The organism is Pseudomonas putida (assembly GCF_002906855.1).
GTDB lineage: Bacteria > Pseudomonadota > Gammaproteobacteria > Pseudomonadales > Pseudomonadaceae > Aquipseudomonas > Aquipseudomonas putida_N.
This window is the reverse complement of the sequence record NZ_MINI01000038.1, coordinates 574508-597858: the sequence shown is the minus strand read 5'-3', so window position 1 is coordinate 597858 and position 23351 is coordinate 574508. Positions and strand designations below refer to the sequence as shown.

16 protein-coding genes are annotated in these 23351 nt (G+C 64.4%); 8 read left to right on the top strand and 8 right to left on the bottom strand.

The genetic code is table 11. The features are described 5' to 3' along the window. Nucleotides 1-75 precede the first annotated feature (75 nt). The 6 genes from BGP85_RS15195 (at nt 76) to BGP85_RS15175 (ending at nt 8457) form a co-directional block, all read left to right on the top strand. Nucleotides 76-594, top strand: coding sequence for an RNA polymerase sigma factor (locus tag BGP85_RS15195; protein ID WP_103448682.1), 519 nt, complete (start codon nt 76-78; stop codon nt 592-594). Further along, on the top strand, nt 591-1547 hold the full coding sequence (locus tag BGP85_RS15190; protein WP_103448681.1) for a FecR domain-containing protein: 957 nt from the start codon (nt 591-593) through the stop codon (nt 1545-1547). Before BGP85_RS15195 ends, BGP85_RS15190 begins: the two co-directional genes overlap by 4 nt. 234 nt (nt 1548-1781) lie before the next feature. After that, nucleotides 1782-4214, top strand: coding sequence for a TonB-dependent siderophore receptor (locus tag BGP85_RS15185; RefSeq protein ID WP_103448680.1), 2433 nt, complete (start codon nt 1782-1784; stop codon nt 4212-4214). A gap of 82 nt (nt 4215-4296) precedes the next feature. After that, nucleotides 4297-5409: a PepSY-associated TM helix domain-containing protein gene (locus BGP85_RS15180; RefSeq protein WP_103448679.1), complete on the top strand. Its 1113-nt coding sequence runs from the start codon at nt 4297-4299 to the stop codon at nt 5407-5409. Further along, nucleotides 5406-5579, top strand: coding sequence for a hypothetical protein (locus tag BGP85_RS28915; protein ID WP_181004529.1), 174 nt, complete (start codon nt 5406-5408; stop codon nt 5577-5579). The genes BGP85_RS15180 and BGP85_RS28915 overlap by 4 nt, the downstream gene beginning before the upstream one ends. 73 nt (nt 5580-5652) lie before the next feature. Then, complete coding sequence (locus BGP85_RS15175; RefSeq protein ID WP_103448678.1) at nt 5653-8457, top strand: dermonecrotic toxin domain-containing protein; 2805 nt, start codon at nt 5653-5655, stop codon at nt 8455-8457. On the opposite strand, the gene BGP85_RS15170 is transcribed toward BGP85_RS15175, so the two are convergent. From BGP85_RS15170 to glnE, 8 genes are all read right to left on the bottom strand, one after another. Next, nucleotides 8418-9860: a lipopolysaccharide kinase InaA family protein gene (locus BGP85_RS15170; protein WP_103448677.1), complete on the bottom strand. Its 1443-nt coding sequence runs from the start codon at nt 9858-9860 to the stop codon at nt 8418-8420. The two genes, BGP85_RS15175 and BGP85_RS15170, sit on opposite strands and share 40 nt — an antisense overlap. Next, the gene (locus BGP85_RS15165; protein ID WP_103448676.1) at nt 9860-10612 is read right to left on the bottom strand and encodes a lipopolysaccharide kinase InaA family protein; all 753 of its coding nucleotides are present in this window, start codon (nt 10610-10612) and stop codon (nt 9860-9862) included. The genes BGP85_RS15170 and BGP85_RS15165 overlap by 1 nt, the downstream gene beginning before the upstream one ends. Next, nucleotides 10609-11343 carry a lipopolysaccharide kinase InaA family protein gene (locus BGP85_RS15160; RefSeq protein WP_103448675.1) on the bottom strand — a complete coding sequence of 245 codons (735 nt, stop codon included), beginning with the start codon at nt 11341-11343 and terminating at the stop codon, nt 10609-10611. Before BGP85_RS15160 ends, BGP85_RS15165 begins: the two co-directional genes overlap by 4 nt. Continuing rightward, nucleotides 11343-12149 (bottom strand): lipopolysaccharide core heptose(I) kinase RfaP, encoded by an 807-nt coding sequence (gene rfaP / locus BGP85_RS15155; RefSeq protein ID WP_103448674.1) that lies wholly within the window; start codon nt 12147-12149, stop codon nt 11343-11345. Before rfaP ends, BGP85_RS15160 begins: the two co-directional genes overlap by 1 nt. Further along, complete coding sequence (locus BGP85_RS15150) at nt 12146-13270, bottom strand: glycosyltransferase family 4 protein (RefSeq protein WP_103448673.1); 1125 nt, start codon at nt 13268-13270, stop codon at nt 12146-12148. The genes rfaP and BGP85_RS15150 overlap by 4 nt, the downstream gene beginning before the upstream one ends. Beyond that, on the bottom strand, nt 13270-14328 hold the full coding sequence (gene waaC, locus BGP85_RS15145; RefSeq protein ID WP_103448672.1) for a lipopolysaccharide heptosyltransferase I: 1059 nt from the start codon (nt 14326-14328) through the stop codon (nt 13270-13272). Before waaC ends, BGP85_RS15150 begins: the two co-directional genes overlap by 1 nt. Next, nucleotides 14329-15378, bottom strand: a complete 1050-nt coding sequence (gene waaF / locus BGP85_RS15140; RefSeq protein WP_103448671.1) for a lipopolysaccharide heptosyltransferase II — start codon at nt 15376-15378, stop codon at nt 14329-14331. It lies immediately after the preceding gene. A 111-nt stretch (nt 15379-15489) separates the two neighbouring features. After that, a complete protein-coding gene (gene glnE, locus BGP85_RS15135) occupies nt 15490-18423 on the bottom strand; it encodes a bifunctional [glutamate--ammonia ligase]-adenylyl-L-tyrosine phosphorylase/[glutamate--ammonia-ligase] adenylyltransferase (RefSeq protein ID WP_103448670.1) in 2934 nt (977 codons plus the stop codon). A 383-nt stretch (nt 18424-18806) separates the two neighbouring features. Here glnE and aceE point away from each other — a divergent pair, with 383 nt between their 5' ends. Together aceE and aceF are read left to right on the top strand one after the other, a co-directional pair. After that, nucleotides 18807-21452: a pyruvate dehydrogenase (acetyl-transferring), homodimeric type gene (gene aceE, locus BGP85_RS15130; RefSeq protein ID WP_103448669.1), complete on the top strand. Its 2646-nt coding sequence runs from the start codon at nt 18807-18809 to the stop codon at nt 21450-21452. Nucleotides 21453-21465: 13 nt separating this feature from the next. After that, on the top strand, nt 21466-23103 hold the full coding sequence (aceF, locus tag BGP85_RS15125) for a dihydrolipoyllysine-residue acetyltransferase (protein ID WP_103448668.1): 1638 nt from the start codon (nt 21466-21468) through the stop codon (nt 23101-23103). Nucleotides 23104-23351 lie beyond the last annotated feature (248 nt).

Here is a 23351-nt window from a genome sequence, read left to right as displayed (position 1 = left end):
CACCGACACCCTCCCCTCTGTAACAATCGCGAATAATTATCGTTAGTTAATGCATTCGTTCCGGGGGGACGCTGCGTGTCTTCTGTCCACAGCCCACACGCCGAACTGGTTGGCTCGCTGTACCGCGACCACCGCAGCTGGCTGCTCGCCTGGCTGCAGCGCAGCATGGCTTGCCGCCAGCGTGCCGAAGACCTGAGCCAGGACACCTTCGTGCGCCTGCTCGGGCGCGAGCAATTCGACACCCCGCGCGAACCGCGTGCCTTCCTCGCCGCCGTGGCCAAGGGCCTGATGTTCGACCACTTCCGCCGCGCGGCGCTGGAGCAAGCCTACCTGGCCGAACTGGCGCTGATCCCCGAAGCCGAACACCCGTCCGCGGAAACCCAGCACCTGATCCTCGAAGACCTCAAAGCCATCGACCGCCTGCTCAGCAAGCTGTCGAGCAAGGCCCGCGCAGCCTTCCTGCACAACCGCCTGGATGGCATGGGCCACGCCGAAATTGCCGAACGCCTGGGCGTTTCGGTGTCACGCGTGCGCCAGTACATCGCCCAAGGCATGCGCCAGTGCTATGTGGCCCTGTACGGGGAACCGACGTGAACAACACACCGGTTTCGTCGCGGGTGCTGGAAGCCGCCATTGCCTGGAAAATGAGCCTGGACGATGGCAACGACACCCCTGACGAGCGCAACGAATTCATCCGCTGGCATGCTGCCAGCGAGGAACATGCCCGGGCCTGGCGCCAGCTAGGCGCCCTCGACCAACGTGTCAGCGTCGCTGCCGGCCCGGCTCGCCAAGCCCTGCTGCAATCGCGCGTCAGCCTGCGACGTCGGATCGGCAAGGCCGGAAGCGGGCTTGCCGGCCTGTTTCTGCTCGGCGCGATACTCAGCTGGGTCGGTACGCCTTCGTTGGCACCCAGTTACTGGCTCGCTGATCAGCGCACCGCCACCGGTGAACTGCGTACCTTGCGCCTGGCCGACGGCACGCTGCTTAGCCTCAATACCCACACCGCCGTGGATATCGACTTCGACGGCGACCAGCGTGTGCTGGTGCTGCATCAAGGCGAAATTTCGGTGGAAACCGGCCACGACGACCCTCGCCCGTTGTGGGTACGTACCGACGATGGCCGCCTTCGGCCGCTGGGCACGCGCTTCCTGGTGCGCCGCGAAGCCAACGGCACGCGCCTGGAAGTTCTGCAGTCGTCGGTAGCCGCCATGCCGCACAACAGCGGTGACGAACAGGTCCTGCACGAAGGCCAGCAAGTGCTGATGAACAGCAACGGGCTGGGCCAGATAGGTCCGGTGCACGCCGGGGCCGATGCCTGGACCCGCGGCATGCTGGTGGTCGACAACGTGCGCCTGGCCGACCTGCTGAAACAGCTGGGCCACTACCGCAGCGGTCACCTGGGCGTGGCCGATGAAGTGGCCGACTTGCGTGTGACCGGCAGCTTCCCGCTGACCGACACCGACCTGGCCCTGGCTTCGCTGGTGCCGGCGCTGCCGGTGAAAATCGAGCGGCATACGCCGTGGTGGGTGACCGTCGTTCCCAAGTAATCCTGTACCGGCCTCTTCGCGGCGGTTCGGCGCCCCGACAAGCCCGCTCCCACAGGATTTCCGCAGCCCTTGAATCTGCGACACACCTGAAGGAGCGGGCTTGTCCCGCGACGGGCCAGCGCAGGCAAAAGCCAGATTCAAATAATTCTCACTTTTCTTCCGATTCCCCCTGTCACTTCTGGAATCTCGCTCGGCAAGGAAGCAGTTAGCACTTATCCGTCGAGGAACCGCTGCATGTCCCGTGCCGTTGATCGTATCCTGCGTCCTAGCCTGATGGCCCTGGCCATCGCCATGGCCGCACCATTGTCCAGTACCGCACTGTTCGCCGCCGAGCAGTCCGCGCCGCGCGCCTACAACCTGCCCGCCGCACCGCTGGCAAGCACCCTGAACCAGATCGCCAGCCAGGCGGGCATCGCCCTGGCCATCGACCCGGCGCTGGTCAGCGGCCGTACCTCGGCCCCGGTCAATGGCCAGTACGATGGCCTCGGCGCCCTGCAGGCCGCCCTGCTGGGCACTGGGCTGCAACTGCAGCAGAGCAGCGTCGGCAGTTACAGCCTGGTCGCCGTACCGGAGGGCGCCCTGGCCCTGCCGGAAACCACCGTGAATGCCGCCAGCGCTTACGAGAGCGCCTGGGGCCCGGTCGACGGTTACCTGGCCAAGCGCACCGCCGCTGGCACCAAGACCGACACCGCGCTGGTCGAAGTCCCGCGCTCGATCTCCGTGGCCACCCGTCAGCAGATGAGTGACCGCGGCGTGCACAGCCTGGACGACGCCGTGAAATATATGCCGGGTATCGTCTCCGCCAGCTTCGGCAGCGACACCCGCTACGACTGGATGCGCGTGCGTGGTTTCGAGCCGACCCAGTTCCTCGACGGCCTGCCACTGCCTCGCGGCGTGTATGCCAATCCGAAAGCCGAAACCTGGAACCTCGACCGCCTGGCCCTGCTGCGCGGCCCGGCCTCGTCGCTGTATGGCCAGACCCCGCCCGGCGGCCTGCTGGACATGGTCAGCCGCCGCCCGCAGGCTGAAAGCGCCCACGAAATCGAACTGCAGTACGGCAGCGACAATCACCGCCAGATCAACTTTGCCAGCACCGGCAAGATCGATGACCAGGGTCAGTTCCTGTACAGCGTCAGCGGCGTGATCCGCGATGGCGGTACCCAGATCGACCACATCGACGACAAGCGCTACAACATCGCCCCGAGCCTGACCTGGAACATCGACGACGATACCTCGCTGACCCTGCTTACCCAGTTCACCCGCGACGATACCGGCGCCACCAGCCAGTTCCGGCCGATCCAGGGCACCAAGATCGACATGCCGTTCGGCAAGATTTCCCACCACAAGAACCTGGGTGACCCGGACTACGAATTCTACGACCGCACCTACTACGCGCTGGGCTACGCCTTCGAACACCGCATCAACGATGTCTGGCAGTTCCGTCAGAACCTGCGCTACACCAAGACGGACCTGGCGTTCCAGACCATCACCCCCGGAAGCTACAACGCAACCACGCCGCCAGTGAAGGACGATGGCACCGTCAGCCGCATGTCCACCAACACCGATGAAGACATCAGCCAGTTCGCGGTGGACAACAACTTCCAGGCCGACTTCGCCACCGGCGACGTGACCCACACCCTGCTGCTGGGCCTGGACCACCAGCGCGTCAACACCAACTACCTGTCGATCTTCGGCTTCAACGTGCCGGACAGCAACGTGAACAACCCGGTTTACGGGGTGCCGATCACCCGCCCGGACCGCTCCACAGCGTTCTACGACTATGACCAGAAAACCCGTCAGACCGGCGTGTACGTCCAGGATCAGATGGCCCTCGGCAACTGGCGCCTGACCCTGGGCGGTCGTGAAGACTGGGTGCACACCAGCACCAAGTACTTCAACCAGGGTGATGCCACCAATACCCAGCGGGACAAGCAGTTCAGCGGCAACGCCGCCATCAGCTACGTGTTCGATTCGGGCTTCGTACCGTACCTGTCGTATGCCGAGTCGTTCCAGCCGGCCGCCAATGCCTCCGCGTCCGCTACCGAATCGTTCAAACCGACCGAAGGCAAGCAGTGGGAACTGGGCATCAAGTACCAGCCACCGGGCTCCAACACCCTGTTGTCGGCAGCCGTGTATGACCTGACGCAAAAAAACGTCTCGGTCACCAACAACGAAGGCGGTGTGACCTTCACCAGCCAGACCGGTGAAGTGAAAGTCCATGGCCTGGAGCTGGAAGCGGTTTCCGACGTCACCGAAAACCTCAAGCTGACCGCCGCCTACACCCTGGCCAAGTCGCAAGTGCAGGATGGCCTGTACAAGGGCAACCGCCTGCAGCTGATGCCCAACCAGCAAGCTTCGCTGTGGGCCGACTACACCTGGCACAGCGGCATGCTCGACGGCTTCGGTATCGGCGGCGGCGCGCGCTATACCGGCAACACCTACGGCGACCAAGCCAACACCTACCTGGGCAAGGCCAACGCCTACACGGTGTTCGACGCTACCGTGCACTACGACCTGGGGCGCCTGAGCAACAGCCTCAAGGGCGCGTCGGTGGCGGTCAATGCCACCAACCTGTTCAACAAGGACTATCTCTCCACCTGCGATGGCTACTACTGCTACTACGGCGACGAACGTAGCGTCGTGGCCAGCGCTTCCTACAAGTGGTGATGACCTGACTGGCTGAGCATGTCGACCAAGCCGTCCACCTGGGGCGGCTTTGGTCTTTCTGGACGTTGAGAAACATAATGTAATGAAAAGCCCAACTATCCGCCGCTGGTCCGTGGTCCACACCTGGAGCAGCCTGGTCTGCACCCTGTTCCTGCTGTTGCTGGCACTCACCGGCCTGCCGCTGATCTTCCACCACGAACTCGAACACCTGCTCGGCGATGCCGCAGAACTGCGCGAGATGCCCGCCGGCACCCCGCACCTGGACCTGCAACAGCTGGTGCTGAAAGCTGAGCAGCACCGCTTCGGTGAGGTCGTGCAGTACTTCGGCTTCGATAAGGACCAACCCAACGGCGTACTTGCGATCACAGCTGCCACCGCCGGCACCGAACCCAATTCTTCCCATACCTTCATGCTCGACGCCCGCACCGGCGAAGCCGTGGCGATGCCGGCCGCCAATGGCGGGTTCATGATGCTCATGCTGCGCCTGCACGTAGACATGTTCGCCGGCCTCCCCGGCAAGCTGCTGCTGGCCTTCATGGGCGTGCTGTTCGTCGTTGCGATCGTCTCCGGCAGCGTGCTCTACGCACCGTTCATGCGCCGCCTGGAGTTCGCCACCGTACGCACCGACAAGTCCCGCCGCCTGCGCTGGCTCGACCTGCACAACCTGATCGGCGTGGTCACCCTGGCCTGGGCCTTGACTGTCGGCGTCACCGGCGTGATCAGCGCCCTCTCCGACCTGGTCATCGCCGCCTGGCGCAACGACAGCCTGGCCGCCATGGTCGCCCCTTATCGTGATGCCCCGCCGCTCACCGAAAGGGCGCCAGCCAGCCGCTTGCTGGACATCGCCGAACAGGCCGCACCCGGCATGCGCCCGGACTTCATCGCGTTCCCTGGCACACGCTTCTCCAGCGAGCACCATTACGCAGTGTTCATGAACGGCGCCAGCCACCTGAGCTCGCACTTGTTCACACCGGTGCTGATCGATGCCCGCACGCTTGAGGTGACCGCAGTCGGTGAGCGGCCCTGGTACATGGACGCCATGGGGCTGTCGCAACCGCTGCACTTCGGCGACTACGGTGGCCGTCCGATGCAGATCCTGTGGGCGGTGCTGGACGTGCTGACCATCATCGTGCTCGGCAGCGGCGTGTACCTCTGGTGGGGCAAGCAACGCCGGCCACGGGAGGCAAAGGCATGAGCCATCGTTCGCGATCAACTGCCAGAGTGCTCGTCTGGCCAGCCGCCATTGCCTTGCTGGGCGCGCTGGGGCTGTTCGCCGCCCTGCTCGGTGATGGTGCCTGGGACATGCTCGCCTGGCTTGGCCTTGGCATACCCGCGTGGCTTAGCCTGCGCGGCCTGCTCCAGTGAGGTAGACGTTTAACTCCCAGGCGCCACCTGCTCGCCTGAGCATGCCCGCTCCCTGACTCGCGGAGAGCGGAACATGCTACCCCTGCAACGTATTGATTTCCTGCACCACCAGGTGCTGGCCTTGCTCGAAGCGATGCCAGTTGTCACCCTGCCACCGCAGTCACGTCAGCACCTGCATGGCGAGCTCGCCGACTATTGGGCCGCCACCGACAGCCAAGGCCGCTCGCGCGCCACCCGGCTGGCCGACATCCGCCGGGCGATGATGCATGCCGAGGCCGACCTGCGCGCGGCCGACCAGACGTTGAGCGCGGACCTGGCCAGTGTCATCGGCACCTTCCTCGACCTTCCTCATGCCTGGCAGCGCCGGCACCAGCCGCTCGCACGTCGCGCCCAGGCCTACCGCCCGGTGCTCTTGCGCGGCAGCCCGGCATGGCGCGCGGCACTGCCGGGCATGTTCGTGATCGTCACCGGAAAGGCAGAAGGGCAAAACCTCGAAGCCGACCAGGCAACCGGCCCTGCACTGCTATTGGGCTTGGCACAGGGCATGGAAGCCTATTCCTCGCTGCACGAACTGCACCAAGAGCTGTGCGAGCGCCTGGACGATCCACTTCAAAGCGGGCCATTGCTGCAGTTGCTGGTGAACGATACGCAAATCGAGAATGCCCGCCTGGCCGACCGCCTGCGCTACGAGTGGTACGCCGATGACCCGTTGCAAGCGCAGGTCGACTGCCTGCTGGAAGCCCAGCGCCTGCGCCTCAACCAGACCTGGTCGACACTGCCGGCCAACGCCCCGGAGCGAGCGGCCGAAAAGCTGCGCGAGGCCATGGCACTGCGCGTGGAGGCTGGCAGCAAGGCACTGCTCGACACCCGCTATGCGGCGCTCCTGGATAAAAACCTGCCCGACTGGCTGCGCTCGGCAACGCCTCAGGCGCTCGCACACATCATGCAAGGGATGCAGGAGCTTATCGCTACCGGCGAGCAAGTCGCCGCTCCCGGCATCCTCACGCTCAAGCAGTTCCAGCAACGCGAATCGCTGCAGGGCTGGGCCAGGCAACGCGTACGAAACCGCCTTCGTCATGACCTGGGCTTGACCGTTGAGCCGTCAGAGATCCTGGTCAAGGTGGTGTACACACGCCAGACCGGGCCCTGGCTCAACCCCTTGCAACCTTCGTCCTACGTGACCTGGCGGGGCTTCCAGAACGTTGGCGGAGAACTGGTCGAGGCCATCCATGCCAGTTACCCGCTGGATGAGCTGGCCATCCGCAATCTTGCCTGGTTCGACTATGACTACTGGCTGACCGCACGGGTAGCCAGGAGCGACGGCACAGCCCTGCCGGCGCAGCTGAACCCAAGCTACATCAAGACGCTGGTCAGAAGCCTGAATGTCGGTGACAGCTACGCCAGCTACCTGCGCACGCAGTTGATCGACTCAGTGGAAGGCAAGTGGCGGTTGCATGCACACAGCATGGTCAACCGTGCACGCATGCGCGCCGAAGCGGCCAAGGCACGTTACGCCGGACACCTCTCCAAGGACTGGTCAGAGCGCCACTATCGCTGGGTGGAGCAGTTGCTGTCGCAACCGCACAATGCCTTGCGCCCGCGCGTGGACGGGCACGCGGTGATTGCCCGCCAGCTGTTGATCCAACGCAACACCGTGCAGGGAGTGCTATTGCTAGCCAGTGGCTCACGCAACATCACCGCCTTCGTGCTCTATACACCCAACGCACCGGACCGACGCGCCTGGCGCTCATTTGCCAACCCCCGTGCACTGCTGCGCCTGCTGCGCGACAAGCCTTTGCTGCGCACCTACTTCGCCCGGCGCCTGCCGCTCCTGCCCGCTGCGCAGGTCGAGAAGCTGCTGCTCAGAGGGCGCCTGGGCCGAGTGTTAGAGACACCGGCCATCGACGACGACTTGTTCCTGGCCTGTTACATGGCCGAAGTTCGCGGCATGCTGGCAGCGGCAGACGCCAACAGCCACAGCACTGCCGAAGTGGATGCCGAACAGGCGCTGAAACTAAGCTGGACCTTACTGGACCTGATCAGCCTCCTCCTGCCGACCAAACTCATGGTCCCGTTGGCACTCGGGCGCATGGCACTGGAGATCTGGAACGGCATTGACGCCTACCGCCAGGAGGACCTCAATGGAGTGCTCAACCATGCCTACAATGCCCTGAGCCACCTCAATGATGCGGGTACCAGCCTGGCCAGCACCGGGCTGATGCGCCGCATGCTGCGGGGAATGCCCAAGCAACCGCCGCTGCCACTGCCGCCACGTTTCAGTGTGACCCCTGAAACGAGCAACCTGCGCTATCGCATCGGCGGCGTGTACGGCGAGGAAGTGTTTGAAAAAACTTCCGCCTTCGACGGCTTGTCCGAGTACTTCATTCAGGATGCCCAAGGCCGTTACTTCAAGGTCACGTTCGATGGCAGCCGCTGGCGGGCCATCGACCCTGACCGCCCGGATGCCTATCTCACGCAGCCAATCAAGCGTCTGGCGGACGGCAATTGGGTCATCGACTCGCCACTGTTCTGGTACGACGGCCTCCCGGACCTGGTACGCCTGTTCGACGATTGTCGCCTGCAGGTGCGGCTGGCCGGCTTACCGAGCAGCGACGCCGAGGGCCTGTTCACGGATCATCTACAGCTCTACCTGCAGACCCAGGGCGGTCAGCTGCCACTGCGGCGCCACCTGCTGGCCGGTCACTATCACTTGCAGATCCCCGAAGCCACCAACGCCGGCGTCGTGCCATGGGCCATCCTGCGCTGGCGGGATGGCCAGTGGCGCATCCGCCTGCGTCAGGCTGGGCGCAGCAGCGACTGGCTGGCCCTGCCTGAGGCTTACTCGGTCAGCTTGGGCAGCAGGCGGTCGAGCCGCTGATGCAAGGCACTGCCCGTAGGCCAGTTGCGCAGCAAGCGCGCTCGGTCCCGGGCATAGGCCGGTGCGAAGCTGAGCTGGGTGGCGTGCTGGCACATGGCGTCGAGGTCGATCAGCGACCATTGGCCGTTGTGCCAGAACAGGTTGTGCCCCTTGAAGTCGCCATGGCTGATACGCTCGCGGATCAGCTGCTGCATCACATGCACCAACGCATCGACCTGCTCTTCAGGCGCATCCCCATTTTCCACGTAGGGCGCAAAGCACTCAGTCAGGTCCGGGCCATCGACATACTCGGTGACCAGGTAAGCGCGGCTGCGCAGGCCCATCACCCGTTGCTCCAGCACCGCCAGCGGGCGGGGCGTGGCGATGTCGAGGAATTCCAGGCGGTGCCCTTCGATCCACGAATGCCAGGCGCGACTCGGGCGCCAGAACCGCTTGAACCAGTGCGCGGTGTTCTTGATGTTATAGCGCTTGAGCACCAGCTTGCGACCGTTCACCTCGATGCGCGCCACGCTGGCCGCACCTCCGGTCTTGTACAGGTGGCCCTTGTCGATCAGCGCGTCGGCCTGCTCCAACACCGGCAGCATGGCGTCCACCTCGCTGCGACGAATTGCGCGCAGGCCCGAAAGGCTGCGCTCGACGCTGAACAGGCTGCACTCGCGACCGGCCTTTTCCAGGTAATCCTTCTGCCGCCAGCTGCGCACCTTGTCCACCTGCTTCTGCAGCGCCTCCATCGGCAGCGCATGCTCGGCGTTGGCCAGCAGGTAGTGCACCAGCAACTCTTCGATGAACGGCTCCAGGCGCTTGGGCAACTGGGCAAAAAACACCCCGAGGTTTTCCAGCACACGTGGGCGCGACAGCTGCTGACCGGGCGTCTCTGCCTTGATGCCGGCGCCGTCGATCAGGTACAGCTTGCCGCCGTGGCGCAACAGGTTGTCCAGGTGCAGGTCTTCCTGCCACAGGCCTTGGGCATGCATCTGTGCCACGGCCGTGAGGGCTTCGCCCAGGACCAGGTGCTGCTCGTCGGCCAGTACCGGCAGGTTTTCCACCGCAGCCCAGGCATCGGCCAGGCTTTCAGCGCCATCGAGGAACTCGAACAGCAGCCAGCCGCCCTCGCCTTCCTTCAGGCCGTCGGCCAGCAGTTGCGGTGTGGTCAGGCCCTCTTTGGCCAGCAGCTTCACGCCATCCAGTTCGCGCTGGAAATGCCGTGCAGCATTGCTGCCGACCAGCAACTTGGCCAGCACCGGGGTGCCGCGCCAGATGCCAGCGCCGACATAGCGCTGGCCAGGCAACACCCGCAGCAGCCTGAGCAATTGCAGGTCCGCCGTGCCGGCGGCATCGGCGAGGGTGATGCTCAAGGGCAGTGTCGGGCTGCGCCCGGCGTCTTTGAGTTGGGACAAACGCATCAACGGGCCTCTTTTTCACGACGGCGTTGCATCAGACGTTGCAGCCAGGTGTCGACCAGGGCGCTGTCAGCAGGCTGCTGCAGGTAGGCGGCCAGCAACTGGCGCACGTCCGCCTCGCTCCAGGCACTGGCACGGCGCAGCAGCGGCTCCAGATCGCGCAGGCGGTCGCGCATGCCGAACAGCAACGGCCGGGTCTTTTCCAGGTCTATCAGCTGGGCTTCCCAGCCTTCGCGGCGTTGGCGCAGGAAGATGTGCTTGGGATAGAAACAGCCGTGCACCTGGCCGGCACCGTGCAGGGTACGCGCCAGATGTCCGCAGGCCTTGAGGATGCCCACCCGGGTATCATCGGCAAGCTGTGACCACTGGGCCAGCAGGCCCTCCAGGTCGCTCCATTCGTCCAGCGCACGGGTCATCAGGATCGCCCGGTGCTGGCCGTTCTGCTTGCGCTCGCCGTAGAACACGGCCTGCAAAGCCGGGATGCGCAGTTTCTGGTAGCGGCTGATATTGCGGAATTCGCGGGCGAAGGTCGGTTCGCCAAACGGCCGGTGCAGGGTGCGGGTCAGGTAATCGCTCTGGCGCTTGAGGTAATAGCCTTTGCCTTCAAGCTCCAGGCGGTAGACGCTGCTCCAGCCGCCACGGCCGGTGTTGGGTTCGTCCACGGCGTCAAGCTGCAGCGCCCACAGCGCTTCGAAGTCGTTCAAGCCATGGCGTTTGAGCAGCGCGAGGTCCGCGCTGGCCAGGTAATCGGTCATTCCCTTCCCTCGAAGAAGCTCAGCACCTGGCGAATGCGTCGCTTGTCGCGCACATTCAGGCGCTGACGCCCACGGTACTGCAGGTAGAAGCGCAGGCGCTGGGTCGCCGACAGGTGATATTTGGCCACCTTGTCCAGGCAGGCCAGGTCTTTGATCATGCGGTGGCGCCACATGAAGCCGCGCCAGAAGTCACCGGTCGGGCAGTCGATGAAGAACAGCGTGCCCAGGTCGTCGACCAGCAAGTTGCGCCATTTCAGGTCGTTGTGGGCGAAACGGTGCTCGTGCATCACCCGGGTGTGGCGCGCCAGCTGACGGCTCAGCTTGTCGACCCACATCCGGTCGGCCAGGCGTGGGTCGTTGCGCTCAGCCAAGGCCGAGAGGTCTTCGGTGTGCGGCAGCTCACGGGTGATCATCGCGCCACGGCCAAAGGCCAGGCCTTTGCGTTCCAGGCCCCAGCCCACCACTTCGGCCGTGGGAATCTCCCACTTGGCGAACTGCTTGAGGTTCTGCCATTCGGCCTTGATACGTGGCCGGCCCAGGTAGCGACGCATATGCTTGCCAGCGCCGGTGTAGCGCTTGACGTAGTAGTTGACCCCGTCACGCTCGATGCGGATGACCTCGCTGAGCGGATCACGCGTGAGGTGTTCGCCCTTGAGGGCAAAGACCGCATCGAGGCTGCCAAAGTCCGACGCCAGATGTTCGTAGCCTGGCGCCAGTGTCCAACCCGCCATCAGAGTGCATCCCCATAGCGTTGCTTGCGATCGTAGAGCTTCTGCGCCTTGCGTTCGAGCCAGGCGAGCAGCGCGGCCTCCTCGGCCAGGATCTGCCGCAACGGTTGCTGGAAATAACCGCGCAGGAAGCGCAGCTTGTCGCGCCGGGTCAAGCCGATGTCCAGCGCCGAGAAGTACAGCGCGGCCAGGTCCTTGTCACGCCAGCGGCGGCTGATTTTCGCCCGGGTCTGCGCGCGGTGCAGGTCGATGACCGACAGTTTGAAGTCTTCCGGCGTCACCGGTCGGTCGGTGTGCAGCAGGAAGTGGCAGATGTAGCAGTCGCGGTGATTGACCCCGGCGCGGTGCATGCCGCCGGTCATCTTCGCTACTTCAGCAATCAGCGCACGCTTCAGACGCGGCTCGGGCGGTTTTTTCACCCAGTCGATGCTGAAATCTTCCAGGCTGATGGTCGGCGCCAGCTCTTCGGTGATGATGAACGAATGCTGGCTGGCCGGGTTGCTGCCGCGCTCGCCATAGGCCACGGCGGTCATGGTCGGCACGCCCACCTCATGCAGGCGCTGGATGGCCTGCCATTCCTGGCCGGCACCCAGCACCGGCAGTTTGGCGGTGAGCAGGTTCTTAAAGATCTCGCCCCAGCCGATGCCGCGGTGAATCTTGACAAAGAAGCCTTCGCCCTGGACTTCGGTACGCAGCGTGCGACGGCCTTCCAGCTCGCGATAGACCTCGCCTTGCAGCGCTTCCACGGCCTCGAAGGCGTCACGCCCGGCCCATAGGCGCTTGAAAGGTTCGGCCACTATCAGCTTCATGCGGTCTCCTGTCCCAGGATCACATCGGCAGCATGCTGCGGCATGCTGTACAGGTCGGCGCTGTCGGCGAAGGCCAGGCCATTGCGCGACCAGTCGGCGCGGGCCTGCCCGTCTTCCAGCATGCGCTGCAGATAAGCATTGAGCTGCTCCTGTTCGAACGGCTCGTCCAGCACCAGGCCACTGTCGGCCTCGGCGATGTAGTGGGCGTAGCCGCAGACCTTGGACACCAGCACCGGCAGGCCGGCCACCAGGGCCTCGAGCAGCACCGTACCGGTGTTCTCGTTGTACGCCGGGTGGATCAGCAGGTCGGCGCCCAGCAGGAAGCGCGGGATGTCGCTGCGGCCCTTGAGGAACTGCACCTGTTCGCCCAGGCCCAGGGTGGCGCTCTGCAACTGGAACACCTTGGGATCGTCCTGGCCGATGACCATCAGCCTGGTGCGCTTGCGCAGCGCCGATGGCAGCGCGGCCAGGGCCTTGAGGCTGCGGTCGACGCCCTTGGTCTTGAAGCCCGACCCGATCTGCACCAGCAGCAGCTCGTCATCGCCCAGGTTGAATTCCTTGCGGAACTCGGCGCGGATCTCGGCGGCATTGGCCGGCGCGCGGCGGTCCTGGGAAATGCCCGGTGGCAGCAGGTGGAAGCGCTCCACGGGGGTGCCGTAGTGCTTGATGAACAGCGGCTGCTGCACTTCGGAAATCATCAGCACTTCGGTGCGCGCGTCCTTGGCGAACACCGCGCGCTCGTATTCGGCGAAGTGCCGGTAGCGGCCCCAGCGGCGGTACAGGCCACCGCGCAGGGTCTGCGCCTTGTCCTCGAAGCAGCCGTCGGCGGCGTAGTAAACGTCCAGCCCCGGCATCTTGTTGAAGCCGATCAGGCGGTCGACCGGGCGCTTGGCCAGGTCCGCTTCCATCCAGGCGCTGAGCTTCTCGTTGCGGCGGTGGTTGAAGATCGCCTTGACCGGCGCCACCAGCACCTCGAAGCCCGGCGGAATGTCACCCTCCCAGATCAGCGTGTACACGCGGATCTGGTGGCCCCGCTTCTGGCATTCCAGGGCAATGCGCATGAAATCGCGCTGCAGCCCGCCGAAGGGGAAATATTTGTAAAGCACGAAAGCCAGTTGCATCAACGAACATCCTCAGCCAGCAGCAGCGCGCTCAGGCGGCTCGCTACATGCTCGGGATTCAGGCGAGTGAAGCACAGCGGCCACTCGCGTTTCAGATCGAACCGGCGCAGGTCGTCCGCGCTCGGTTTATAGGTGCACTTCTTCTGCAGGCACGGTGCGCACGGGAAATCGCTGGCCTGGTGAACCTGCACGCGCCCGTAGGCGCCGGTCAGGCCCGGGTTGGTAGGCCCGAACAGTGAAATGGTCGGCACATCCAGCGCTGCAGCCAGGTGGCCGAGGCCGGTATCCACCGCCACACAGGCCTTGGCCGCCGCCAGCACACGGGCAACGCCGGCAAGGTTCAATTTGGGGAGCACCTGGCAGTTGTTCAAGCCTTGGGCGATGCGCTCGGCGCGGGCCTTCTCGGCCGGGTTGCCCCACGGCAGGCGCACCTGCAGCTTGCGCCGGCCCAGGCGCTCGGCCAGTTCACGCCAGTAGGCTTCGGGCCAGTGCTTGGTCGCCCAGGTGGTGCCGTGCAGGAATACCACGTAGGGCGCAGCCGGCGGCAGTTGCAGGCGGTCAAGGTCGAGGCCGTAGTAGCCGATGCCTTCCGGCAGGTCGTAGGCCAGGGCCATGGCGAACAGTTGGCGCACACGCTCCACGGCATGCTGGCCGACGGCAACCGACAGCGGCCGGTCGTAGAAACGGCTGGCCCAGCCTTCACGGGCCGAGAAGCGGTCCAGGCCGGCGACCGGGGCCTTGACGTAGCGGGTCAGCCAGGCCGACTTGACCAGGCCCTGGGCATCGATCACCAGGTCATACTTGTGCTCGCGAACGCGCTGCTTGAACGCCTTCCACTCGCCGCTCTTGATCGTCTGCCAGATGTTCTTGCGCCAGCGGCGGATCGCCACCGGGATAACCTGGTCGACCGCCGGGTGCCAGCTGGGGATCTCGGCGAAGCCTTCTTCCACTACCCAGTCGAAACGGATGCCCGGGATGGCATGGGCGGCGTCGGTCAGCGCCGGCAAGGTGTGGATCACATCACCCAGCGACGAGGTCTTGATGATCAGTACCCGCACTTAGTCGACCTCGGCCACGGTATCGATCAGGTTCGGACCGCCCAGGCTGTGCAGGGCAGCGATGACTTTGCCAGGCTCCAGCAGGCGCAGGCAGTTATAGTGGCCGAAGCGGCAGGTGCGGTCGAAGCACGGGCTGCATTCGATGCCGGTGCGCACCACTTCCACCTGTTCGGCCAGCGGCGGCGTGAAGCCTGGCGAAGTGGAACCGTACACCGCGACCAACGGGCGGTTCAGCGCGGCGGCCACGTGCATCAGGCCGGAGTCGTTGGACACCACGGCATCGGCGCAGGACATCAAATCGATGGCCTCGGCCAACGAGGTTTCGCCCGCCAGGTTGTACGACTCTTCACGGAACCCCGGAATCAGCCGGTCGCGAATCTGCTCGCCGACCGGGTGATCATTCTTCGAGCCGAACAGCCACACCTGCCAGCCCTGGCGGATCATCGCGTCAGCAACTTGGGCATAGTGCTCGGCCGGCCAGCGCTTGGCCTCGCCAAACTCGGCCCCAGGGCACAGCGCAAGCACCGGGCGGTCCAGCGCCAAGCCGAACTTAGCCATGGCAGCTTCACGGCTCTGCGCTTCGATCTGCAGGTTCGGCCGCGGATACGGCTGCGGCAGCTCGGCACCGGGCGCGTAGGCCAGGGCCATGAAGCGCTCGATCATCAGTGGGTAGCGAGCCTTGTCCAGCTTGCGCACGTCGTTGAGCAAGCCGAAGCGCATTTCGCCACGCCAGCCGGTGCGCTTGGGGATGCCGGCAAAGAACGGCACCAGCGCCGACTTCAGCGAGTTGGGCAGCAGGATGGCCTGGTCGTACTGGCCGGCCAGGGACTTGCCGATGCGCCGACGCGTGGCCAGTTCCAGCGCGCCGTGGCCGAGCGGGAAGCTCAAGGCCTGGCGCACTTCGGGCATGCGCTCGAGGATCGGCCGGCTCCACTCGGGTGCCAGCACGTCGATCAGGCAGTCGGGGTGCTGCTGTTTCAGGCACTGGAACAGGGTCTGCGCCATCACCATGTCGCCGACCCAGCTGGGGCCAATGATCAGTATTCTCATGCTTAGTCCAGAAACGCTCGGGGAGGCTACAGGCTGCATACAGCCTGGCCTCCCCTCTTTATATTCAGGCTATGTGGCGGACAGTGTACCACTCAGACCCTTTCCGGGCCTTCAGGACAGCCCCAGCTCACCCCAGATCCGCCGCACCTGGCGGCGCTCATCGGCAAACTGCGCCGCATCGATCACCCCGGCCTGCTTCTGCAGGGCCTGGCGGTGCGACGCCGAGCGGAACGCCTTGTACACCTCACGCAACAGCACCGCGTCACTGGCCGGCATCAAACCTGCCTGCTCCAGCTCTTCCAGAATGCGGATGTTATCGGTCCATCGGAGTATGGCCGGGTGCTCGTGAGACCAGGCCAAAGCGGCGTATTGCACCATAAATTCGATATCGACGATACCGCCGGCATCCTGCTTGATATCGAACGGCACACCGGCCTCGAAGGCATTGGCCGCGGTACCGGCAAGCGTGGCCTTGGTGCCGAGGTTGTCGCGCATCTTGGCGCGCATCTCGCTCACCTCGCTGCGCAACTTGCCCAGATCGCGGGCCTGGCCCAGGACCTTGGCGCGCACCCCCTCGAACGCCGTCGCCACCTGCTTGCAGCCCACCAGCACACGGGCACGCACCAGGGCCTGGTGCTCCCAAGTCCAGGCTTCGCTCTGCTGGTAACGCTCGAACGCCCCCAGCGAGCTGACCAGCAGCCCCGCCGCGCCGGATGGGCGCAGGCGCATGTCGACGTCATACAGCTGGCCGGAGTTGGTCTGGGTGGTCAGCAGGTGGATGATGCGCTGGCCCAGGCGAGTGAAGAACTGCGCGCTGTCGATCGGCTTGGCGCCGTCGGTTTCCGCTTGCGGGTCGCCATCGTGGATGAACACCAGGTCCAGGTCCGAACCATGGCCCAGCTCCAGGCCGCCGACCTTGCCATAGCCGATTATGATGAAGCCTGGGTCGCACAGGCTGCCGTCACTGCGCTTGGGCTGGCCATGGCGGGCCACGGTCTGGCGCCAGGCCAGGGCCAGCACCTGGTCGAGAATGGCTTCGGCCAGCCAGGTCAGGTAGTCGCTGACTTTCATCAACGGCAGGTTGCCGCTGATTTCCGACGCAGCCACACGCAGGCTGTGGGCCAGCTTGAAGTGGCGCAGCGCCTCCATCTGCTGTTCCAGGTCGTCCTCGGGGATGCGCGTCAAGCGCTCACGCAGCTCGGCGGCCAGTTCCGGCGCCAGTGGCGGGCTGAACAGGCGGCCTTCGTTGAGCAACTCATCGAGCAGCAACGGGTAGCGGGCGATCTGCTCGGCAATCCACGGGCTGGCGGCGCACAAAGTCAGCAAGCGCCGCAGCGCACCCGGATTTTCGGTGAGCAATACCAGATAGGCCGAACGCCGCGCTACGGCTTCGACCAGCGGCAGCACGCGCTCCAGCACCAGGTCCGGGTTGTCATGCTCCACGGCCTGGGCCAGCAAGCGTGGAATGAACGCATCCAGGCGCTCGCGGCCGATGCGCTGCATCGAGCGCAGCTGCGGGCTGGCACGCAGCGCGGCCAGGCGGCGCAGCGCTTCGGCCGGCTGTTTGAAGCCCGCTTCCTCCAGCTGGCGGCCCGCGGCCTCTTCATCTTGTGCCTGTTCCCACAGTGGCGACCACTCGCCGCCCACCACCAGCTCGCCCTCGCCTTCGTCTTCATCCGGGTCGGCGATGACCTGGCGGAAGTGCCAGTCGACCCGGCCGCGCCAGTGCATCAACTGATCGTGGAAGCTCTGCCAGTCAGCAAAGCCAAGGATATAGGCAACCCGCTCACGGTCCAGCTCGCTGTCCGGCAGCATCTGCGTCTGGCGGTCGGCGATAGCCTGGATGGCGTGCTCGGTGTAACGCAGGAATTCATAGCCTTCACGCAGCTCTGCGACCACGGCGGGTGGCAGATAACCCTGGCCTTCCAGGGTTGCCAGCACCTTGAGCAATGGCCGCAGTTGCAGGCTCAGGTCACGACCGCCATGGATCAGCTGGAAGGCCTGGGCGATGAACTCGACCTCGCGGATGCCACCGGCACCCAGCTTGATGTTGTCGGCCATGCCCTTGCGCCGCACTTCCTGCTGGATCAGCTGCTTCATGGTGCGCAGCGCTTCGATTGCGGAAAAGTCCAAGTAACGCCGGTACACGAACGGCTTCAGCATGTCCTGCAGTTGCGCGCCAGCGGCCTGGTCACCGGCCACCACCCGCGCCTTGATCATTGCGTAGCGTTCCCAGTCGCGGCCCTGGTCCTGGTAGTACTGCTCCAGCGCATTGAAGCTGAGCACCAGCGCGCCGGCCGAACCATAAGGGCGCAGGCGCATGTCGACGCGGAACACGAAGCCATCGACGGTCACCGGGTCGAGCGCCTTGATCAGGCGCTGGCCGAGGCGGGTGAAGAACTCCTGGTTCTCCAGCGAGCGCTTGACCCCTTCGGTTTCGCCGTTTTCGGGGAAGGCGAAGATCAGGTCGATGTCCGACGACAGGTTCAGCTCCACCGCGCCCAGCTTGCCCATGCCCAGCACCACCATATGCTGCGGCTGGCCGCTGCGGTTGCCGATCGGCGTGCCGAACTGCTGGCAATGGCGCGGGTACAACCACTGGTAGGCTTCATCGATGGCCGCGTCGGCGAGGTCCGACAGGTCGCGGCAGGTCTCGCCCAGCTCGGCTTGGCGGGTGATGTCGCGCCAGATGATCCGCAGCTGCTGGCGGTTGCGCTCGCGGCGCAGGTTGCGCGCCAGCTCGTCCTCGCTCTGCGCGGCCTGGGCCGCAGCGGCGATTTGCCCGCGCAGCTCGCCCGGGGCGTAGCGGCGGTCCAGCTCACCGCTGGCGATCAGGGCGAACAACATGGCCGGCTCGCGCTGGGCCATGCCAAGGACGAAGTCGCTGGCAGCGGCAACCTGATCGAACTGTTGCCGGTGCAACGGGGTCCAGGTGTGCAGGTCGAGGTCAGCGTGGCCTGCCACGGCATCGCTCAGAAACTGCTGGTTGCGCACGACCAGCGGTTGCAGGGAAGCAGGCAGTTCGAGCGGCAAAGGTAGGCGCATGGTCTATCCTTGATCGGCGTGAAATGAAGGGGAAAAAGCGGCCAAGAGGAAGCCGAACCTCGGTTGGACTGTCATACAAAAGTTGGAAATAGCTGAAAAAAACGAATCATTGGCAAGAAACATCAAGATTCACCTGTTCGCGACACATCGCCAACCAACATGAACGTTTTTCCTCACAAGCCAAGGTGCGACCAAACGTCGCATTTGTGTAGTTTTACTACTACCCATGGCGTGCAAAAGCATGAAATGCCGAAGCAAATGTAGTAAAACTACACGGCGCCGGGAGACACCCCGGTAATCCAAGAATTCACGACGTCTGCCCATAAGGCCAGTCGCAAACTCAGGCCCCCGATTCTGGTGGCCTTTCCGCCCTGGAGCAAGCCATGCAAGACCTCGATCCAATCGAAACCCAGGAATGGCTGGATGCCCTGGAGTCGGTCCTCGACAAAGAAGGCGAAGACCGCGCTCATTACCTGATGACCCGCATGGGCGAGCTGGCCACCCGCAGTGGCTCCCAGCTGCCGTACGCAATCACCACGCCATACCGCAACACCATCCCTGTCACCCACGAAGCACGCATGCCTGGCGACCTGTTCATGGAACGCCGCATTCGCTCGATGGTGCGTTGGAACGCGCTGGCCATGGTGATGCGCACCAACCTGAAGGACTCGGACCTGGGCGGCCACATCTCCAGCTTCGCTTCCAGTGCCACCCTGTACGACATCGGCTTCAACTACTTCTTCCAGGCGCCAACTGAAGAACATGGCGGCGACCTGATCTTCTTCCAGGGCCATGCATCGCCAGGCGTCTACGCCCGTGCCTTCATGGAAGGCCGCATCAACGAAGACCAGATGAACAACTTCCGTCAGGAAGTGGACGGCAACGGCCTGTCTTCGTACCCGCACCCATGGCTGATGCCTGACTTCTGGCAGTTCCCGACCGTTTCGATGGGTCTGGGCCCGATCCAGGCTATCTACCAGGCACGTTTCATGAAGTACCTGGAAGCCCGTGGCTTCATCCCGGCCGGCAAGCAGAAGGTCTGGTGCTTCATGGGCGACGGCGAGTGCGACGAGCCGGAATCCCTGGGCGCAATCGCCCTGGCCGGCCGCGAGAAGCTGGACAACCTGATCTTCGTCATCAACTGCAACCTGCAGCGGCTCGACGGCCCGGTTCGCGGCAACGGCAAGATCATCCAGGAACTCGAAGGCGTGTTCCGTGGCGGTGGCTGGAACGTCAACAAGGTCGTCTGGGGCCGCTTCTGGGACCCACTGTTCGCCAAGGACACCAACGGTGCCCTGCAGCGCCGCATGGACGAAGTCATCGACGGCGAGTACCAGAACTACAAAGCCAAAGACGGCGCGTACGTTCGTGAGAACTTCTTCAACACCCCAGAGCTCAAGGCCATGGTCGAAGACCTGTCCGACGACGAGATCTGGAAGCTCAACCGTGGCGGCCACGACCCGTACAAGGTCTACGCGGCTTACCACCAGGCTGTAAACCACAAGGATCAGCCAACCGTCATCCTGGCCAAGACCATCAAGGGTTACGGTACCGGTGCTGGCGAAGCCAAGAACACCGCGCACAACACCAAGAAGGTCGACGTCGACAGCCTGCGTCACTTCCGTGACCGCTTCGACATCCCGGTCAAGGATGCCGACCTGGAGAACCTGCCGTTCTTCAAGCCGGAAGAAGGTTCTGCCGAAGCCAAGTACCTGGCCGAGCGCCGCAATGCCCTGGGTGGCTTCGTGCCTCAGCGCCGCGCCAAGAGCTTCAGCGTGCCGACCCCGCCACTGGAAACGCTGAAAGCGATCCTGGACGGCTCGGGCGACCGCGAAATTTCCACCACCATGGCCTTCGTGCGCATCCTGGCGCAGCTGGTCAAGGACAAGGACATCGGCCAGCGCATCGTCCCGATCATCCCGGACGAAGCCCGTACCTTCGGTATGGAAGGCATGTTCCGCCAGCTGGGCATCTACTCGTCGGTCGGCCAGCTCTACGAGCCAGTCGATAAAGACCAGGTGATGTTCTACCGCGAAGACAAGAAGGGCCAGATCCTCGAGGAAGGCATCAACGAAGCCGGCGCCATGTCGTCGTTCATCGCTGCCGGTACCTCGTACAGCTGCCACAACCAGCCGATGCTGCCGTTCTACATCTTCTACTCGATGTTCGGCTTCCAGCGCATTGGCGACCTGGCCTGGGCTGCCGGCGACAGCCGCACCCGTGGCTTCCTGATCGGCGGTACCGCCGGCCGTACCACCCTCAACGGTGAAGGCCTGCAGCACGAAGACGGTCACAGCCACATGATGGCGGGCACCATCCCGAACTGCCGCACCTACGATCCGACCTACGGCTACGAGCTGGCGGTGATCATCCAGGACGGCATGAAGAAGATGACCGAAGAGCAACAGGACATCTTCTACTACATCACCGTGATGAACGAATCCTACCAGCAGCCAGCCATGCCGGCCGGTGTCGAGGAAGGCATCATCAAGGGCATGTACCTGCTCGAAGAAGACACCCGCGATGCCGCGCACCACGTGCAGCTGATGGGCTCCGGCACCATCCTGCGCGAAGTCCGCGAAGCGGCGAAGATCCTGCGTGAAGAGTTCAACGTCGGCGCCGACGTGTGGAGCGTCACCAGCTTCAACGAACTGCGTCGCGACGGCCTGGCCGTGGAACGCGCCAACCGCCTGAAGCCTGGCCAGAAGCCACAGCAGACCTACGTCGAGCAGTGCCTGAACGGTCGCAAAGGTCCGGTCATCGCCTCCACCGACTACATGAAGCTGTTCGCCGAACAGATTCGCCAGTGGGTGCCGAGCAAAGAGTTCAAAGTCCTGGGTACCGACGGTTACGGTCGCAGCGACAGCCGCAAGAAGCTGCGTCACTTCTTCGAAGTCGACCGCCACTTCGTGGTGCTGGCTGCCCTGGAAGCCCTGGCTGACCGCGGCGAGATCGAACCCAAGGTTGTGGCTGACGCCATCGTCAAGTTCGGCATCGACCCGGACAAGCGCAACCCACTGGACTGCTGAGGAGTATTTTTAAGTGAGCGAACTCATTCGCGTACCTGACATCGGCAGCGGTGAAGGTGAAATCATCGAGCTGTTCGTCAAGGTCGGTGATCGTATCGAGGCTGACCAGAGCCTGCTGACCCTGGAGTCCGACAAGGCCTCCATGGAGATCCCAGCCCCCAAGGCCGGCGTGATCAAGGAACTGAAGGTCAAGCTGGGCGACCGTCTGAAAGAAGGCGACGAGCTGCTGGTTCTGGAAGCCGAGGGCGCCGCTGCTGCGGCCCCTGAGGCTCCAGCTGCCGCTGCTGCTCCGGCTCCAGCTGCTGCGCCGGCTCCGGCCGCCGAAGCCGCCCCTGCTCCGGCAGCAGCACCGGCTGCCGCCAGCGTGCAGGACATCCACGTGCCGGACATCGGTTCGTCGGGCAAGGCCAAGATCATCGAAGTGCTGGTCAAGGTCGGCGACACCGTCGAAGCCGACCAGTCGCTGATTACCCTGGAGTCCGACAAGGCCTCCATGGAAATCCCGTCGCCGGCTGCCGGCGTGGTCGAAGAAGTCCTGTGCAAGCTGGAAGACGAAGTCGGCACTGGCGACCTGATCTTCAAGCTCAAGGTTGCTGGCGCAGCACCTGCTGCTGCCCCGGCTCCAGCCGCTGCTGCACCTGCCCCGGCTGCCGCGCCTGCTGCTGCCGCTCCAGCTGCTGCTCCAGCCGAAGCTCCAGCGCCGATCGCTACCGCACCGGCTGCCGGCAGCAATGCCAAGGTTCACGCAGGCCCGGCAGTTCGCCAGCTGGCCCGTGAATTCGGTGTCGACCTGGGCGCAGTGGCCGCCACCGGTCCCCACGGTCGCATCTTGAAAGAAGACGTGCAGGTCTACGTCAAGGCGATGATGCAGAAAGCATCGGCCGCACCAGCCGCCGCTGGCGCAACCGGTGGCGCTGGCATCCCGCCGATCCCGGCCGTGGACTTCAGCAAGTTCGGTGAAGTGGAAGAAGTCGCCCTGACCCGCCTGATGCAGGTCGGCGCCACCAACCTGCACCGCAGCTGGCTGAACGTGCCGCACGTGACCCAGTTCGACTCCGCCGACATCACCGAGCTGGAAGCCTTCCGCGTTGCGCAGAAGGCCGTGGCCGAGAAGGCTGGCGTCAAGCTGACCGTGCTGCCACTGCTGCTCAAGGCCTGCGCCTTCCTGCTCAAGGAACTGCCGGACTTCAACAGCTCGCTGGCGCCAAGCGGCAAGGCCATCATCCGCAAGAAGTACGTGCACATCGGCTTCGCTGTGGACACCCCGGACGGCCTGCTGGTCCCTGTGATCAAGAACGTCGACCAGAAGAGCCTGCTGCAACTGGCTGCCGAAGCCGCTGCACTGGCCGAGAAGGCGCGCACCAAGAAGCTGTCGGCCGACGACATGCAAGGTGCCTGCTTCACCATCTCCAGCCTCGGCCACATTGGCGGCACCGGCTTCACGCCGATCGTCAACGCGCCGGAAGTGGCGATCCTGGGCGTCTCCAAGGCGACCATGCAGCCAGTCTGGGATGGCAAGGCCTTCCAGCCGAAACTGATGCTGCCACTGTCGCTGTCCTACGATCACCGTGTGATCAACGGCGCTGCCGCCGCGCGCTTCACCAAGCGCCTGGGCGACGTGCTGGGCGATATCCGCACCATGCTGCTGTAAGGCGGCACACTGCCCCTCCTTGCGAGGGGCAGTACTCTTTTCGAGCTGCCACGCTCGTACCTCAACCCCGCCAGATGGCGGGGCTTTTTTTGCCTGCCAGTTCCCAAATCCTCAAGCCAAACTAAGGATTTCGGCCAGCCGGCCGAAAACATATACATGACAGCCCTCATGGCCGCTTGCCAGCCTCAGGGACATGATGCAACCTTGCCAGATGCGCCGCCGCCCAGGCCGCGTCCCCCTTCAAGCGA

Excerpts from the sequence above, each read along its gene's own strand:
- BGP85_RS15165 (WP_103448676.1), bottom strand. The coding sequence starts at position 10,612 with ATGACCGATTACCTGGCCAGCGCGGACCTCGCGCTGCTCAAACGCCAT.
- BGP85_RS15175 (WP_103448678.1), top strand. The coding sequence starts at position 5,653 with ATGCTACCCCTGCAACGTATTGATTTCCTGCACCACCAGGTGCTGGCC.
- BGP85_RS15185 (WP_103448680.1), top strand. The coding sequence starts at position 1,782 with ATGTCCCGTGCCGTTGATCGTATCCTGCGTCCTAGCCTGATGGCCCTG.
- BGP85_RS28915 (WP_181004529.1), top strand. The coding sequence starts at position 5,406 with ATGAGCCATCGTTCGCGATCAACTGCCAGAGTGCTCGTCTGGCCAGCC.
- BGP85_RS15180 (WP_103448679.1), top strand. The coding sequence starts at position 4,297 with ATGAAAAGCCCAACTATCCGCCGCTGGTCCGTGGTCCACACCTGGAGC.
- waaF (WP_103448671.1), bottom strand. The coding sequence starts at position 15,378 with ATGAGAATACTGATCATTGGCCCCAGCTGGGTCGGCGACATGGTGATG.
- BGP85_RS15150 (WP_103448673.1), bottom strand. The coding sequence starts at position 13,270 with ATGCAACTGGCTTTCGTGCTTTACAAATATTTCCCCTTCGGCGGGCTG.
- rfaP (WP_103448674.1), bottom strand. The coding sequence starts at position 12,149 with ATGAAGCTGATAGTGGCCGAACCTTTCAAGCGCCTATGGGCCGGGCGT.
- glnE (WP_103448670.1), bottom strand. The coding sequence starts at position 18,423 with ATGCGCCTACCTTTGCCGCTCGAACTGCCTGCTTCCCTGCAACCGCTG.
- BGP85_RS15170 (WP_103448677.1), bottom strand. The coding sequence starts at position 9,860 with ATGCGTTTGTCCCAACTCAAAGACGCCGGGCGCAGCCCGACACTGCCC.
- BGP85_RS15160 (WP_103448675.1), bottom strand. The coding sequence starts at position 11,343 with ATGGCGGGTTGGACACTGGCGCCAGGCTACGAACATCTGGCGTCGGAC.
- aceE (WP_103448669.1), top strand. The coding sequence starts at position 18,807 with ATGCAAGACCTCGATCCAATCGAAACCCAGGAATGGCTGGATGCCCTG.